The sequence below is a fragment of the Lysobacter sp. genome (assembly GCA_013141175.1).
Lineage (GTDB): Bacteria > Pseudomonadota > Gammaproteobacteria > Xanthomonadales > Xanthomonadaceae > Lysobacter_I.
On sequence record JABFRN010000001.1, the window covers coordinates 2,930,039 to 2,946,198 of the forward strand.

Here is a 16,160-nt window from a genome sequence, read left to right on the forward strand (position 1 = left end):
GTCGAGGCGGTGGAACCCGCGCACAACCCTCCGATTCTAGTGGATTTCGCGAGGCGCGCGCATGCCTGGCGACAAGGCGTTGGCGGTGCTGTCGTGGGAGCCTGTGGGCATCCCAACCAGCCCAGAAGGCGACCCGAATGATCCAGGAAGTGACCGGCGACATCCTCAAGACCCGCGCTCAGGCCATCGCACATGGCGTGGCCCCGAACGACGATTTCCACACCGGCCTGGCGCTGTCGCTGCGCGAGCATGCCCCGGCGCTGTACAAGGACTTCCGTCATTACTGCCAGTCCGGCCACCCGAAATCCGGCGGCCTGTGGACCTGGGCCGGCGCCGATGGCCGTCGCATCGTCAATCTGTTCACCCAGGAGGGCGTCGAGGGCCACCACGGCGGCAAGCCCGGCAAGGCCAGCCTGCAGCATGTGCGCCATGCCCTGAAGGCGCTGCGCGCCGAGATCGACGATCAGAAGATCGCCAGCATCGCCATCCCGCGCCTCGCGACGGGTGTGGGCGGCCTCGACTGGGTCGATGTACAGCCGCTGGTGCAGGAGTACCTCGCCGACGCCGGGATTCCGGTGATCGTCTACACGACGTTCAAGGCCGGGGCGCAAGCCGACGAAGTGTTCTGATCCGGGCCGATGGAGGGCCAGGGGGCGCACCGATCATGTCCGCCGGGGAGGGCGGCATGGTACGGTGTTGCCCCTTTTTATCCCGTCGATTCGACCCCTCCGGAGCCTGACCATGAGCCTGATCGCCCATTTCGACACCGACCGCGGCCCGATCCGCATCCAGTTGCACGCCGACAAGGCGCCGCTGACCGTCGCCAACTTCGTCAACCTCGCCCAGCGCGGCTTCTACAACGGCCTGATCTTCCACCGCGTCATCGCCGACTTCATGGTCCAGGGCGGCTGCCCGCAGGGCCGCGGCACCGGCGGTCCGGGCTACAAGTTCGAGGACGAAGCCAACAACGGCATCGGCCATGAGCGCGGCGTGCTGTCGATGGCCAACGCCGGCCCAGGCACCAACGGCAGCCAGTTCTTTATCACCCATGTCCCCTGCGGCTGGCTTGACGGCAAGCACACCGTCTTCGGCAAGGTGCTGGAAGGCATGGAGGTGGTCGATACGATCCGCCAGGGCGACACCATCAAGTCGCTGACGATCGAAGGCGATGCCGAAGCCGCCATCGCTGCGAAGGCCGACCGCGTGGCGGAGTGGAACAGGATTCTCGCTGCGTGAAAAACGCCGCATGAAAAACAAGGCGGGACTGCGGAGAAGCCGTCCCGTCCTTCGGCAGCCATGGATGGTCGATGCTGCCATTATCGATCCGCATTCACTCTGTACTGGACGCCATCCATGAAAACCATCTTGTCCGCCGTCCTGCTTTCGGCGCTGTTGCTGACGGGTTGCGCGAAAGACCCGGTCGTCGCCGATCTGCAGGCATTCGATCGATACGTCGCGACCTCGGTTCTCGATCCCGCTTCGCAGGATGTGAGCCGGAAAATGGCTGCGGCCACGACCGACGCCCAAAGAATCGCGCTGTTGGACGACTGGATCGTGGCGATGGAGAAGAACGCGGCTGAATTGGCGCAGTTCAAGGCGAGCACGCCGGAAGTCGGGAAGATTTCCCAAGGTTTCGCGGACGCGATCGCGCTGAGCACCGACGGCGCGAAAGGCGTGAAGGCTGCCCTGGCCGCGAAGAACCAGATGATGATGAGCGACGCCGCGATCAAGTTGTCGCAGGGCCAATCGAAAATGATCGAGCAAGGCAATGCCTTGACCCGGTTGGCGGCCGAAAAGGGCTACAAACTCGCTCGCTGAGTCGAGCGTGGATGTGATCCGGCTGTCGATGCTGTTCGCGACGCTGCTCGCGACAGCGTTGCCGGCACATGCGGCGAACAGCGTGTGCCACGGAACCCCCGCCAAAGGCCGCATCGAGCATGCCGTGCAACTGCCGGCCAACGGCAAGAACTTCCGCGCCTACAGCACTGCCGGCGTCGGCCTCGGGCGCACCTACACGCATCGTCGCGTAGCGGATGCCGTCGCGGGTGCGTACGCAACGCTCGCGCAGCATGCGCCGGCGAAGACCTTCGTCTATGGCGAAACGGGATTCGCGAAGGGCGGGCCGTTCAAGCCGCACAAGAGCCATCAGAACGGATTGTCGGTGGACTTCATGGTGCCGGTGGTCGATGCGAAGGGGCGTTCGGTGCCGTTGCCCGGCAATGCGGGCAACCGTTACGGTTACGACATCGAATTCGACGCCAATGCGCGCTATCGCGATCTGCGTATCGACTTCGATGCGCTGGGCGAACATCTTTACGCGCTGGAACGGTCCGGGCGCCGTTCCGGCGCGCGCATCGGCCGGGTGATCTTCGAGCCTGCATTCCTGCCGAAGCTGTTCGCCACCCGGCGCGGGCCATTCTTACGCGACCGCATTACCTTCGTGCGTGGAAAAGTGTGGTGGCGGCACGACGAGCATTACCACGTCGATTTCGTGGCACAGTGCCGTCCACTTTGACTTGCCGCTCGGGGTGTCGTCATGTCGGGAAAAGTACCGGGGCTGGTGTTGCTTGCGATGGGGGTCGTGGCGCTGCTCGCCGGCTTCCAGCTGCCCGCTTTCGTGGTGATCGGTATCGGCTTGCTGCTGGTGGCGCGCGGCGGCGGTTCGGGCCGCCGTCATGCGCGTCGCGGCGCTGCAGTCAACGGCAGCACTGGGTTTGACAGCCGGGGGTTCGACAACGGAACCACGTACTACAGCGACAGTAGCGCTTCAGGCAATGATCCGCGCGACAGCAATGATCAGTGCGATGCCAGCGATGACGGCGGCGGTGCCGGCGACAGTGGCGGCGATTGCGGCAGCGATAGTGGAGGCGGCGACGGCGACGGCGGTGGTGGTGGCGACTGATGTCGTATCGGACGTGCGTTCGACCTTGTCGCCGCGCGCGCATCACTTCAGCCGCAGGGTGTCCAGCATTTTGGCAACCTTCGCGGCATCGCGCGGGTAGTAGTACTCCGACGGCGCCATGAAGATCGCGAGCGACAGCCCTTTCTCGTGCTCGAACGCGGCGGCCATGCCCTTGAATTTCAGGCCTTCCTCGTTGGCGAGCGAGAACTCGAAGCGCAGGCCTTCGCGGTTGCCGAACGTGGCCGGGCGCAGGTCGCGCGCTTCGACGTTGGCGGTCCCGGCGGCGCGCAGCCCATCCAGGATCAGATCGCGCAACTCGTCCGGGCGCAGGCCGCGATGATAGAAGGCGCCATCGGGACGCCGCTTCGTCTGGCGTTCGCCGAGGAAGATGAATTCCTTCTCGCGCACGGTCGGGATCAGATACAGACGATTGAGCAGTTCACCGTCGATGCTCCACAACTGGTAGCGGGTTCCGGTGTAGATCCGGGTCCACTCCATTTCGCTGTCGATCATCAGCTTGCCGCTGGCGATGGTGGGGCCGGGTTTCACCAGCGCGCCGCCGGTGCTGCAGGCGGCGAGCAGCAGGCAGATCGGCACGATCAAGGCAGTCTGCAACACAATGGTCTGCAGCATGCGGCGGAGGCTCATGGTCGTTCTCCTGTTTTTTCCAGTTCGCGCTGCACGAAAGCGCGGTCGTCCGCCTGCGGGGCGAGATCGAGATAACGTTTCAACGCGGCGATGGCCTCGACATTCTTCCCGGCCTCGCGCAGCGCGAATCCGTGCTCGCGCCAGCTTGCGGCCGGCGCGCCGGGCAGGGTGATCGCACGCGCATAGAGTCCGGCGGCTTTGGCGCGGTCTCCGTTGGCATTGCGTCGCCGGTGCGCTTCGCCGAGATAGAACGTGAGCAAACCATGATCCTCCGCAGGCGCATCCGCCAGCAGTTCGCCGATCACCAGCAGCGAACTGGCGTAGCGGCGGCGGCCGAGTTCTTCGTCGAGCCAGTGCGCCATGAACGGCCGCATCGCCGTGCGGTACTCGTCGCGGCGACGTTCGCGCGGTGGATTCGGCAAGGCACCGGCGGCGGCGCGGATATCGCTCATGCGCTCGTCGGTCGCCGGGTGGGTGGCGAACACCACGCCGCGGCGCTGGTACTTGCGGGTGTCCTCTTCGCGCTTGAGCCGCGCCCACAGATCGGCGCCGGCATCGGGGTCGTAGCCGTGCGCGACTGCGGATGCGAAGCCGAGCCGGTCGGCCTCGCGCTCCTGGTCGCGGCTGAATTTGAAGATGCCGGCGTAGGCGCCCAGCGCGCCGAGCAGCGCGGCGTCGGGCACGCCCGCGCCGTAGGCCACCAGTTGGAAGGCGCTGAGCACGGCGGAAGTGTCCTTGAGCCGTCGCCATTGCCGGATCGAATGCTGGGCGCGGAAATGGCCGGCCTCGTGCCCGAGCACGAAGCCGATCTCGGCCTCGTCGCGGGCGCGGAGCAGGGCGCCGGTCCAGACCAGCATCATCCCGTTCGGCGCCATCGACGCGTTGAATTCCGGTACATCCATGACGTAGACGCGCAGATCGCGGCAGTAGTCGTCGGCCACATCGCAGGCGATCTTGCGCACGTACTCGTTCAGTGCGGGATCGCGGACCCGCTGCGGCGCGCGCTGCAGTTCGGCCTCGGCGCGCTGCATCGCGTACCAGAGTTCGTCCTCGTCGCTGCCGGCGACCGGTGCATCGCCCGGACGATGGTTGCGGACCTGCTGGCTGGTAGCGCAGCCCGTAAGCGCTGCGATGATCAGCACCATCCCCAGCATGGGAATCCGCCACCCCGGGCTCATCGCCGGCTCCCGCTGCTTGATCGAAGCTTGTCGTTGAGGCCCTTGAGCAGATCCTCCGCGGTTTCGCGCGCGCCGGCCTCGTCGCGCAGATCGCCGGCCTGATCGACCAGCAGGTTGTGCCAGACCACCTGGCCGGTGCGCAGGTCGACCAGCGACGTCAGCCCGATCTGGTAGCCGCCGCCGATGTCGCCGCCCAGCAGCAGGAAGCCGACCACCCGCATCGCCACGCGACCGCTGCCGGTGTAGCTGTCGCGGACGTAGGTGAACAGGGCGTAGTCGGCGCCGGTGGCATCGCGTAGCGCTTTCACGCCGGGACCGAGGGTCCAGTCGAACTTGCCGTGCTTGTTGCGCAGGCCGCTATTGGGGCTGCTGCCGCTGCGCGAGTATTGGAGGATGCTGATCGAAACCGCCTGGTTCAGCAGCATCAGCTGGCGCAGCGGATCGTCGTTGCTGGTGGCGGGCGGCAGGTTGAAGTCGGGAACCACGGTCATGCCGCGTCTGCCGAGGATGTCGCGCGCCATCTGCGGATACAGCCGCCGGGCGGTGTCGGTCCAGACTTTGCGCGGTTCCTGGGCGCCGCCGGCGAGCACTTCGTAAAGCTCCATGTCCGGTTCCACCAGCACCACGCTGCCGGCGATGGCCAGCGGCTGGCCGGTTTCGTCTTTCACCACCCGCGTCTGCGTGGAGACGCAGGCGTTCAGCAGCAGGCAGCAGGCCAGCACGAAGGCCCAGCGGGATCGTTGCAGAACCGGCGCAGATACGGTCGGCAAGCGGGTCGCGGCGGCGGTCGGAACGGTGCGCTGTGCTAACATTTCGTGCTTCCTCCGGCCTGCGTCCGCAGGCTCCCCCTCAGTGTTTTCGAACCCAAAACAGGTCAAGCGATGCTGCAGCTCGCCCGGCGCGTCGGTCGCGCCAAGCCCAGTGCGATCATGGTTGTCGCCGAAAAGGCCAAACGGCTCAAGGCCGAAGGCCGCGACATCATCAGTTTCTCGATCGGCGTCCCGAATTTTCTGCCCGGTGCTCATGTCTATGACGCCGTCCGTGAGGCCCTGAACAAAGACTCGGGCCAGTATGGCAGCAACCGCGGCTCGGACGCGCTGCTCGACGCCTTCCTGAAGCACATGGAAGCCACCGGTCTGACCGGCTACACCCGGGCCAACATCGCCACCGGCATCGGCGCCAAACACGTCATCTACAACCTGGCCGAAGTGCTGCTGGACGAAGGCGACACCATCGCCTTCCCAACGCCCTACTGGACCAGCTATCTCGATATCGCGGAGATCGTCGACGCCAAGATCGATCTGCTGCCGTGTCCGCCGGAACAGGACTACAAGCTCACCCCCGCGCAGCTCGACGCCGCGATGGCGAAGAAGCCGAAAGTGTTCCTGTTCAACAATCCGTCCAACCCGACCGGCATGGTCTACGGCAAGGACGAGATCGCGGCGCTCGCCGACGTTCTCGTGAAGTATCCGGACACCTGGATCATCACCGACGACATCTACAACCGAATGGTCTTCGACGATGTCGGCTACCACAACTTCATCCAGTTCCGTCCCGAGCTGCGCGACCGGGTGATCTTCCTGGATTCGCTGTCGAAGACCTACGGCATGCCCGGCTGGCGCGTCGGCTTCATGGCCGGCCCGGAAGCGGTGGCGAAGGCAGTGGTGACGATGAACTCGAACCACATCACCAATATCCCGGAGATGACCACCGCCGCTGCGATCGCCGCGCTCAGTGGCCCTCAGGACGTCCCGACCCTGAAGAACGCCGAATTCCAGGCCAAGCGCGACCAGGTGATGGCGGCGCTGATGGCCATTCCGGGCATCGTCTGCCCGAAACCGCGCGGCGCGTTCTACGTGTTCCCCGATGTCAGCGCCTACTTCGGCAAGACCCACGGCCCGACCGGGCTGAAGATCGCCAACGACGTCGACCTGTGCAACGCGCTGCTGGATGCCAAGGGTGTGGCCTGCGTGCCCGGCTCGGCCTTCGGCGAACCGCGCGCGCTCCGGATCAGCTACACCTGCCCGACGCCGCAGCTGGCCCCGGGTCTGCAGCGCATCCAGGAGTTCTTCGCCGAATTGCACTGAGTCCGGGCCGCCGGAGACGAAAGTCGAATTGCCCTTCGTCTCCGGTTCGGTCGAACTTTCCTTTTTTCGCCACTCGTCATCCCCCCGGAGTTCCGTCATGAAACAACCCGTCCGAGTCGCCGTCACCGGCGCCGCTGGCCAGATCGGTTACGCCCTGTTGTTCCGCATCGCTTCGGGCGAAATGCTGGGCAAGGACCAGCCGGTGATCCTGCAGATGCTGGAACTGCCGCTGGAGAAAGCCCAGGCCGCGCTCAAGGGCGTGATGATGGAGCTGGAAGACTGTGCATTCCCGCTGCTGGCCGGTATGGTCGGCACCGACGATCCGAACGTCGCGTTCAAGGACGCCGACGTGGCCATGCTGGTCGGCGCGATGCCGCGCGGCCCGGGCATGGAGCGCAAGGATCTGCTGCTGAAGAACGCCGAAATCTTCACCGTGCAGGGCAAGGCGCTGAACGCTGTCGCCAGCCGCAACGTGAAGGTGCTGGTGGTCGGCAACCCGGCGAACACCAATGCGTATATCGCGATGAAATCCGCGCCCGATCTGCCGGCGAAGAACTTCACCGCCATGCTGCGCCTCGACCACAACCGCGCGCTGTCGCAGCTCGCCAACAAGGCCGGCGTGGCTGTCGGCGACATCCAGAACATGGTTGTGTGGGGCAATCACTCGCCGACGATGTATCCCGACTACCGCTTCGCCACCATCAACGGCGAATCGCTGAAGGACAAGATCAACGATGGCGACTGGAACGCGAATGCGTTCATTCCGCAGGTCGGCAAGCGCGGCGCGGCGATCATCGAAGCGCGCGGCCTGTCCTCGGCCGCGTCGGCCGCGAATGCCGCGATCGACCACATCCACGACTGGGTGCTGGGCACCAACGGCAAGTGGGTGACCATGGGTATTCCGTCCGATGGCAGCTACGGCATCCCCGAAGGCGTGATGTACGGCGTGCCGGTGACCTGCGCCAACGGCGAATACACGCGCATCGAAGGCCTGCCGGTCGACGACTTCAGCCGCGCGGCGATGGACAAGACGCTCGCGGAACTCGAAGAGGAACGTGCCGGCGTCGCGCATCTGCTCTGATCGTGACAACGCTCGTAATTCATGAACGCGCCGGGCATTGCCCGGCGTTTTCGTTTGCGCCTGCGACCAAGGTCGGAAGGCCGGGCACGGCGCGGAGGACTAAGCTCCTCCCATCGCGTTGTCCGTGGGAGGGCGCATGCGCTACGAAGACGAATATCGCCGCTCGATAGAAGACCCTGAAGGGTTCTGGGCGGAGCAGGCGAAAGCCATCCACTGGCATGTCCCGCCAGCGAAGATCCTCGATTACGACAACCCGCCGTTCCGGTCGTGGTTCGTCGGCGGGCAGACCAATCTCTGCTACAACGCCGTGGACCGGCATCTGGACGCGCGCGGCGATCAGCTCGCACTGGTCGCGATCTCGACCGAAACCAACCTCACCCGCGAAATCACCTATCGCGAGCTGTATCGCGAGGTGAATGCCTTCGCCGCCGTGCTGCAGCGGCTGGACGTGGGCTGCGGCGACCGGGTCGTCATCTATATGCCGAACATGGCCGAAGCGGTGTTCGCGATGCTGGCCTGCGCGCGCATCGGCGCGATCCATTCCGTCGTGTTCGGCGGATTCGCCGCGCACAACCTCGCGCTGCGCATCGACGACGCCACGCCGAAGCTGCTGATCGCGGCCGACGCCGGCATGCGCGGCGGCAAGGTGATTCCGTACAAGGCGCTGGTCGATGCCGCCTGCGCCGAAGCGGCGTCTCCGCCAGCGAAAGTGTTGATCGTTTCGCGTGGTCTCGATGCCGCCGAGCCGAAGCTCGCCGGTCGCGATGAGGATTACGCAATGCTGCGCGCCGAAGTCGGCGATACCGACGTGCCGGTGCAATGGCTGGAATCCAACGAACCCAGCTATCTGCTCTACACCTCCGGTACCACCGGCAAACCCAAGGGCGTACAGCGCGACGTCGGCGGCCACGCGGTGGCGATGGCGCTGTCGATGCGCACGGTGTTCGATGTCGGCCCCGGGCAAGTGATGTTCTCCACGTCCGATGTCGGCTGGGCGGTCGGGCATTCCTACAACGTCTACGGCCCGCTGATCGTCGGCGCGACCTCGCTGCTGTACGAAGGTCTGCCGGTGAATCCCGACCCCGGCATCTGGTGGTCGCTGTGCGAGAAGTACGGCGTGCGCACGATGTTTTCGTCGCCGACCGCCGCGCGCGTGCTGAAGAAGCACGATATCGATTTCATCCGCCGCCACGACCTGTCGTCGCTGCAGTATCTGTTCCTCGCCGGCGAGCCGCTGGACGAACCCACCGCGCACTGGATCACCGATGCGTTGGGCAAACCGGTGATCGACAACTACTGGCAGACAGAAACCGGTTGGCCGGTGCTCGCGCTGCTGCCGGGCCTGGACATGAAGCCGGTGAAGTTCGGTTCGCCGGGTTTCCCGAATCTCGGCTACCGCACGAAGATCATCCACGAATCCACCGGCGAGGAAGTCGGTGCCGGCGAGAAGGGCGTGCTGGTGATCGAACCGCCGCTGCCGCCGGGCTGCATGACCACGCTGTGGAACGACGACGCGCGCTTCCTGCGCAGTTATTTCGGCCACTTCAAAGGCCTACTCTACAGCTCGCTGGATTGGGCGATCCGCGACGAAGACGGCTACACCTTCATCCTCGGTCGCACCGACGACGTGATCAACGTCGCCGGCCACCGCCTGGGCACGCGCGAGATCGAGGAATCGGTGTCGAGTTGCCCGCTGGTGGCGGAGGTCGCCGTCGTCGGCGTCGCCGACGAACTCAAGGGCCAGGTGCCGGTGGTGTTCGCGACATTGCGTCAAGCAACGAGCGAACCGCAGGAACGCATCGCCGCCGCCGACAGCATGCGCAAACAGGTCGAACACAGCCTCGGCGCCGTCGCGCGCCCCGCGCGGATTTACATCGTCAATGCGTTGCCGAAAACGCGATCCGGCAAGCTGCTGCGCCGCTCGCTGCTCGCCCTCGCGCAGGGCGGCGACCCGGGCGATCTGTCGACGCTGGATGATCCGAATGCGTTGGAGGATGTGAAGCGCGCATTGCAGCGTGGGCCGGAGTTTGGCAGTTGAGACCAACGGCCGCCGCAAGCACATCGCGTCGCCCAGAAATTTCGTAGCGCGCATAAGCCGAAGGCGTCATGCGCCATCGCAGTTTTCAGATGGCGATGACCCTCAAACGCACAGCGGAATGGGTAGCCCGGGTAAGCGCGCCGCGCGCACCCGGGAAAGCGCAAGCCACGTAAAATCCGTTGCGGTTAAATTTCAAAAGCCCCGGGTGCGGCCTGCGGCCTTACCCGGGCTACTCGCTCGACGAAATCTTTAGGCGGATTCCCAAGCATCCAAGGCGTGGTCAACGATCACGGGAGCGACCGCCTCAACAATCCTTGACCCTCCGGGCTGCTGCATTGTTTTCAACAAATCGACAGCCTGCTCAAGATTGGCGTTGATATTCAGAAGCACGATGGGGATGCCGAAAAGAATCGAAGCGGCAAAAATGCCGATCACCGCGCCGATGCCGTAACCGATTCCTTCCGATACGTCCGGGAAGCCCAGTTCCGCGGTGACCTCCGGGCCGACCAGCGCGCCAATGATGACTGTGAGCAGCGCTCCTGTGTATATGGATAGCTTTAGGCAAAGCGTCAAGAATCTGAACATCCATCCCCCGATCATTGATTGTGTCCGTACAACGTTTGAATTGAATCGCGCCACATTGCGTAGGCTGGGTCATCGATCCAGCTCTGATCCCCTCCGGCAGTTGGGTCGATGACCCAGCCTATGGCTCTTTGGCGCTGTTGGCGGTGTATACGCAGACCCGATTGCGACCTTCATTCTTCGCGCGATACATCATCTGATCGGCGTGCGAGAGAAGATTGGAGAGATCGTAGCTCGACTGCTCGGTCGAGCTGACTCCGAAACTCGCGGTGACCACTAGCCCGTCATCGCTTTGGCGCGTGTCGATCTGGGCCAACTTCGCACGGTAACCTTCCGCCATCTGCGCCGCAGTGGCCAGATTCATTCCTCTCAGTAGCATCGCGAACTCCTCACCGCCGATGCGGCCAAGATAGTCGGTCTTGCGGCAGTGCGCCGAACATATCTTGCCCACCTGCTTGAGCACCCAGTCGCCAGCGTCATGGCCGTAGGTGTCGTTGATCGCCTTGAAATGATCGAGGTCGAACATGATCAGCGCGACGGGCTCGCCGGTGCGCGCCGCAGCGACGAGGGCGCGTTCGGATTTCTGGGTGAAGAAGTGACGGTTGCCCAAGCCGGTGAGCGTGTCGGTCTGCGCCAAACGTTTGAACTGGGTCAACCTGGAAAATACGATGCCTGTCAATAGAAACATCGGCATCAGGAGCATCAGGGTCACCATCGCGAGTCGCGCCTGCTTCGCACCGTTGCGCTCCAGCTCGAGCTGCCGCTGCAGCTGCTGCGCCTGCTGATTGGTCTGATGACGCGCGATCTCGTAAGCCAGCTCCCTCACTCTGGCATCGGACATGCGCGCCATTTCCGATTCGGCGTAACGCTTGTACAGTTCAAGCGCCACCGACTGCTTCTCGCGGCTGGCTGCGATCCGATAGAGGGTGTGGTAGGCGCTAACGAGAGTCGACGAGGACGGAATCTGCTCGCCCATGGCGATCGCTGACCGAGCGTGGGCTTCCGCCGATGGCGCATCGCCGATCGTCAATTTGAGTTCGGCGATCAGCGAGTGGAACTCCGCGATCAGACGCGGATACCGCGTGGCTTGCACCTCGGGGAGCGCGGCTTCGAGCAGGGCGGCAGCCTTCACTGAATCGCCGTCGGCCGCCAGCTTGCGGGCCAACACCCCGCGCGCGAGATTCGCGGAGATCAGCTCGCGGATCGACCTGCAGTGGTCGATGACTTCTTGGATCGACTGAATGTCGCCGGGCTTGAGCAAGCCCAGCTCGAATATCGACTCGTGCCGAGCGAGTCCGGCAAAGCACTTGACTTGGGGGCTCGGACGATCCGAAAGCAGTTCATCGGCATAGCGCATGCCGATCCTGTACTGCGCCATTTCGTTGTACAGCACCGCGGCGGCGCCGATGCCTTCATGCCGGACGCTCCTATTGTTGATCGAGTTCCGCATCTCCATCGTCTTGGTCAAGTAACGAATACCGTTACTGAAATCCCGACTGAGTGCGAAGAAATTTGCGGCCAAGGCGCCAGATCGGTACTTCAGTTCGATATCACTCGCTTGATCGAACAATGCCTTGGCCAGTTGCGCTCCGGTCGTTATCTCATCCAGATATATGCCAGTGTAATACGCCTCCAGATACTTGAGGTGTTGCCGCTGAAGTGCGCTGGCGCTAACGGCATCAGATTGAAGCTGCGGTAGAAACTCCATGAATTTCAACGGATCGGAGGCCTTGGCCTCGTCTGCAGCCCGTAATTTCGCTTCAAACTCAGACGATGCAGCATTACTAACAGCGGCCTGCGCGCTAACCGATAGCAGCAGCATGAAAACCAAGAGCGTCCTTCTCATGATGGCTCGACCCAAGTGGTGGAAGTCTCTTGGGCAGGCCATCATGCTGATGGCTACCCCCTGATTCGGTGCTTCGCTGTCCGGGTTACGCAATTCGGCTCGTCAGACGTGCGGTCACTTTATCTGGGGGGTAGGCCCTTCTACAGGCACTACAAGTACCTAGGCAACCTGTCAAAAGTGACAGGTTTTCTTTGCCAGTTCCGTAGCCCGGTTGTCGCATAGCGACAGCCGGGAATGCAAGCCGGATACACATTCGCGATTGCAGCCATCGTTAAACCCTCCTGCAAGCCTCGTGAAACGCCATCGTTGCATGGCGCCGCGCTTCGATGTCGACACCGCTGTGGAAGCCCATCCCGGCTGTCTTCGACAACCGGGCTACGAATCGGCGGTCATGGCGAATTCGGCTCTACGCCCGTATACCTCGCCCTGGGCCGAATCAATTTCCCCTCAGCCTGCTGTTCCAACGCATGCGCAAGCCACCCCGCGAGGCGCCCCGCCGCGAACATCACCAACGCAGGCGTCGCAGGCAATGCATTGGCGTGGCAGATCGCGGCGAGCATGAAGTCGATGTTCGGGTGCTGGCCGCTGACGTCTTCGGTCGCGGTGACGATCGCATCGAGTTCGCGCATCGCGGCTTCGCCCGCGTGCTGCACTCGCAAAAGGGCGAGTAGTTCTGCAGCCCGCGGGTCGCCGTGCGGATAGAGCGCGTGGCCGAAGCCCGGGAGGTCGTCGCCGCGCTGCAGTCGGGTTTCGATGAAATCGCGTGGCGATACAGCCTCGCGCGCGTCTGCGATGAGCGCATAGGCGCGCGCGGTCGCGCCGCCGTGGCGCGGGCCGGACAGCGCAGCCAAGCCTGCGCACACCGTCGCGTGCAGATGCGCGCCGGTGGACGCGACCACGCGCGCGGCGAATGCGGAGACATTGAGTTCGTGGTCCGCGCACAGCACCAGCGCGGCGCGGACGAGATCGGCGAAACCGGCGTCGCCGGGTTTCCAGACCTCGGCGAGCAGCGCATGCGCAGGCCCGGCTGGCGGCGGGCGACCGACCAGCAGCGCGGCGTTCTGGCGGAGCAGGGTGGCAGCGATCTCGTGGCGTGCGCGCGTTGTTGTATTCAGCGCGCCGCGTGTGCCGAGCGCCAGCAGCGGGATCGCAGCCATCGCGCGTTCCAGCGGCGGCAGCGCGTCGTCGGCGGCGATTGCGGCGACGTGGGTGGGCCACGCGCCATCGACGGCGGCGAACGGGTCGTGGTCGCCGCAGTCCCACAGCAGGCGAGCCGCGTCCTCCAGGGTGGCGCCGTCGCGCACCGCAGCGATTGCGGAACGACCGCGGTAGTAGGGGCCATCGGGCCGGATCAGCGAGATCCGCGTTTCCAGCACCGGCAGACCCCGGTCCAGGCTGTGCGCTGCGGCTGCGGCGGCGCTGCGGCCGACCTGCTTGCGCTGCATCAGGCGCTCCACGTCGATCCTCGGGTAAAGCCGGGTCCGGTGGTCCGGGCCGGGCCGCGATTCGAGCAGGCCACGGCTGACATAGGCGTACAAGGTCGCCTGGCTGATGCCGAGCAGACGGCAGGTTTCGCGGGCGGTCAGCAGATCGGCCATGGCGATAGATTGATTGATTCGATCAAGATTGATCAACCCTCGGGATGGTGCCAGATTTGCGGCCCCGGGAGGGGCGTACGATGCGACGCACCTCCGCCATCCGGACGTATGTCCGGGCCCGTGGACGATCAGGAGTCCCGACCATGTCGCAACATTCCGCAGGCGCGAAGTTCCGCGCCGCCCTCGCCGAAGAATCGCCGCTGCAGGTGATCGGCGCGATCAACGCCAATCACGCATTGCTGGCGAAGCGCGCCGGTTACCGCGCGATTTACCTTTCGGGCGGCGGCGTCGCTGCCGGCTCGCTGGGGCTGCCCGATCTCGGTATCAACACGCTTGAAGACGTGCTGATCGACACCCGCCGCATCACCGATGTCTGCGATCTGCCGCTGATGGTCGACATCGATACCGGCTTCGGGCCCAGCGCGTTCAACATCGAGCGCACCATCAAATCGCTGATCAAGGCCGGCGCCGCCGCCTGCCATATCGAGGACCAGGTCGGCGCCAAGCGCTGCGGCCATCGCCCGGGCAAGGAGATCGTGTCGCAGGGCGAGATGGTCGATCGCGTGAAGGCCGCAGCGGACGCGAAGACCGACGCGGCCTTCTTCCTGATCGCGCGCACCGATGCGATCCAGGTCGACGGCGTGGACGCCGCGATCGAACGTGCCATCGCCTGCGTCGAAGCCGGCGTCGACGGCATCTTCGCCGAGGCCGCCTACGACCTGCCGACCTATCGGCGTTTCGTCGATGCAGTGAAGGTGCCGGTGCTGGCCAACATCACCGAGTTCGGCAAGACCCCGCTGTTTTCCCGCGACGAACTGGCTTCGGCCGGCGTCGCCATCCAACTGTTCCCGCTGTCGGCGTTCCGGGCCATGAACAAGGCTGCGGAGAATGTCTACGAAAGCATCCGCCGCGATGGCCATCAGCAGGCCGTGGTCGATACCATGCAGACCCGCGAGGAACTCTACGACCGGATCGGCTACCACGCATTCGAACAGAAGCTCGATGCGCTGTTCGCCGCCAAGAAATGATGTCAAAGGACAAGACCATGAGCGAGAACACCACCCAGACGTTGCCGAAAGCCAAGAAATCCGTCGCGCTGAGCGGCACCGCTGCGGGCAATACCGCGCTGTGCACGGTCGGCCGCAGCGGCAACGATCTGCATTACCGCGGCTACGACATCCACGATCTGGCGACCCGATCGACGTTCGAGGAAGTCGCGCATCTGTTGGTCCACGGTGTGCTGCCGACCGCATCGCAACTCAAGGCTTATCGCACCAAGCTCAAGCGCCTGCGCGGGCTGCCGGCGATCGTGCAGGAAGCGCTGGAACTCATTCCCGCGAACGCGCATCCGATGGACGTGATGCGTACCGGCTGCTCGGTGCTGGGCACGGTGCTGCCGGAACGCGAAGGGCATCCTGCGAGCGAGGCGCGCGACATCGCCGATCGCCTGATCGCCAGCTTCGGTTCGATGCTGCTGTACTGGTGGCATTTCACCCGCAACGGCCGCCGCATCGACTGCGAAACCGACGACGACACCGTCGCCGCGCATTTCCTGACGCTGCTGCACGGCGAGCCGCCGAGCGAGCTCCATGCGGATGCGCTGGACAAGTCGCTGATCCTCTATGCCGAGCACGAATTCAACGCCTCGACCTTCGCCGCGCGCGTCATCGCCGGCACCGGCAGCGATCTGCATTCGTGCATCACCGGCGGTATCGGCGCCCTGCGCGGCCCGAAACACGGCGGCGCCAATGAAGTGGCGATGGATATCATCAGCCGTTACGCCACGGCCGATGAGGCCGAAGCCGATATCCGCGCGCGCATGGAGCGCAAGGAAATCGTCATCGGCTTCGGCCATCCGGTGTACACCATCGGCGATCCGCGCAACCCGATCATCAAGGCGATCTCGAAGACGCTGTGCGAAAGTGGCGGCAATCAGGTCCTGTTCGACGTGTCCGAGCGCATCGAAAACCTGATGATGGATACCAAGAAGATGTTCCCGAACCTCGACTGGTACAGTGCTTCCAGCTACCACATGATGGGCATCCCGACGCCGCTGTTCACGCCGTTGTTCGTGATCGCGCGCACCACCGGCTGGAGCGCGCACGTGATCGAGCAGCGAGAAGATGGCAAGATCATCCGCCCCAGCGCGAACTACGTCGGCCCGGACGATCGCGCGTACGTCACCATCGACAAACGCTGA

Annotated in this window: 16 protein-coding genes; 10 read left to right on the forward strand and 6 right to left on the reverse strand. The window is 64.4% G+C overall.

The genetic code is table 11. The features are described 5' to 3' along the window. The first annotated feature begins 137 nt into the window (after positions 1-137). The 5 genes from HOP03_12855 (at position 138) to HOP03_12875 (ending at position 2,902) form a co-directional block, all read left to right on the forward strand. Positions 138-629, forward strand: coding sequence for a macro domain-containing protein (locus tag HOP03_12855; protein NOT89057.1), 492 nt, complete (start codon positions 138-140; stop codon positions 627-629). Between the two features lie 112 nt (positions 630-741). Then, a complete protein-coding gene (locus HOP03_12860) occupies positions 742-1,236 on the forward strand; it encodes a peptidylprolyl isomerase (protein NOT89058.1) in 495 nt (164 codons plus the stop codon). Between the two features lie 117 nt (positions 1,237-1,353). Continuing rightward, positions 1,354-1,818, forward strand: a complete 465-nt coding sequence (locus HOP03_12865) for a hypothetical protein (protein NOT89059.1) — start codon at positions 1,354-1,356, stop codon at positions 1,816-1,818. A 28-nt stretch (positions 1,819-1,846) separates the two neighbouring features. Beyond that, complete coding sequence (locus HOP03_12870; GenBank protein ID NOT89060.1) at positions 1,847-2,515, forward strand: replication initiation protein; 669 nt, start codon at positions 1,847-1,849, stop codon at positions 2,513-2,515. A 21-nt stretch (positions 2,516-2,536) separates the two neighbouring features. Then, on the forward strand, positions 2,537-2,902 hold the full coding sequence (locus HOP03_12875; GenBank protein ID NOT89061.1) for a hypothetical protein: 366 nt from the start codon (positions 2,537-2,539) through the stop codon (positions 2,900-2,902). A gap of 42 nt (positions 2,903-2,944) precedes the next feature. Here HOP03_12875 and HOP03_12880 read toward each other — a convergent pair whose 3' ends face one another. From HOP03_12880 to HOP03_12890, 3 genes are read right to left on the reverse strand one after another with little or no spacing between them, the layout of a single operon-like run. After that, entirely contained in the window at positions 2,945-3,550 is a 606-nt protein-coding gene (locus HOP03_12880) for a hypothetical protein (GenBank protein NOT89062.1), read from the reverse strand. Next, complete coding sequence (locus HOP03_12885; protein NOT89063.1) at positions 3,547-4,728, reverse strand: M48 family metalloprotease; 1,182 nt, start codon at positions 4,726-4,728, stop codon at positions 3,547-3,549. The genes HOP03_12880 and HOP03_12885 overlap by 4 nt, the downstream gene beginning before the upstream one ends. Continuing rightward, complete coding sequence (locus HOP03_12890; GenBank protein NOT89064.1) at positions 4,725-5,540, reverse strand: hypothetical protein; 816 nt, start codon at positions 5,538-5,540, stop codon at positions 4,725-4,727. Before HOP03_12890 ends, HOP03_12885 begins: the two co-directional genes overlap by 4 nt. Before the next feature lie 69 nt (positions 5,541-5,609). On the opposite strand from HOP03_12890, the gene HOP03_12895 reads away from it, so the two are divergent. The 3 genes from HOP03_12895 (at position 5,610) to prpE (ending at position 9,934) form a co-directional block, all read left to right on the forward strand. Continuing rightward, positions 5,610-6,815, forward strand: a complete 1,206-nt coding sequence (locus HOP03_12895; protein ID NOT89065.1) for a pyridoxal phosphate-dependent aminotransferase — start codon at positions 5,610-5,612, stop codon at positions 6,813-6,815. Positions 6,816-6,912: 97 nt separating this feature from the next. Next, positions 6,913-7,896: a malate dehydrogenase gene (locus tag HOP03_12900; GenBank protein ID NOT89066.1), complete on the forward strand. Its 984-nt coding sequence runs from the start codon at positions 6,913-6,915 to the stop codon at positions 7,894-7,896. Between the two features lie 136 nt (positions 7,897-8,032). Then, entirely contained in the window at positions 8,033-9,934 is a 1,902-nt protein-coding gene (gene prpE / locus HOP03_12905) for a propionate--CoA ligase (protein NOT89067.1), read from the forward strand. 249 nt (positions 9,935-10,183) lie between these two features. Here prpE and HOP03_12910 read toward each other — a convergent pair whose 3' ends face one another. The 3 genes from HOP03_12910 to HOP03_12920 all read right to left on the reverse strand — a co-directional run bounded on the left by HOP03_12910 (position 10,184) and on the right by HOP03_12920 (position 13,960). After that, positions 10,184-10,519, reverse strand: a complete 336-nt coding sequence (locus HOP03_12910; protein NOT89068.1) for a hypothetical protein — start codon at positions 10,517-10,519, stop codon at positions 10,184-10,186. A gap of 118 nt (positions 10,520-10,637) precedes the next feature. Next, on the reverse strand, positions 10,638-12,362 hold the full coding sequence (locus HOP03_12915; GenBank protein ID NOT89069.1) for a GGDEF domain-containing protein: 1,725 nt from the start codon (positions 12,360-12,362) through the stop codon (positions 10,638-10,640). Between the two features lie 389 nt (positions 12,363-12,751). Continuing rightward, positions 12,752-13,960 carry a helix-turn-helix domain-containing protein gene (locus tag HOP03_12920; protein NOT89070.1) on the reverse strand — a complete coding sequence of 403 codons (1,209 nt, stop codon included), beginning with the start codon at positions 13,958-13,960 and terminating at the stop codon, positions 12,752-12,754. A 143-nt stretch (positions 13,961-14,103) separates the two neighbouring features. Here HOP03_12920 and prpB point away from each other — a divergent pair, with 143 nt between their 5' ends. Further along, on the forward strand, positions 14,104-14,988 hold the full coding sequence (gene prpB, locus HOP03_12925) for a methylisocitrate lyase (protein ID NOT89071.1): 885 nt from the start codon (positions 14,104-14,106) through the stop codon (positions 14,986-14,988). Positions 14,989-15,005: 17 nt separating this feature from the next. Next, positions 15,006-16,160 (forward strand): 2-methylcitrate synthase, encoded by a 1,155-nt coding sequence (prpC, locus tag HOP03_12930; GenBank protein ID NOT89072.1) that lies wholly within the window; start codon positions 15,006-15,008, stop codon positions 16,158-16,160.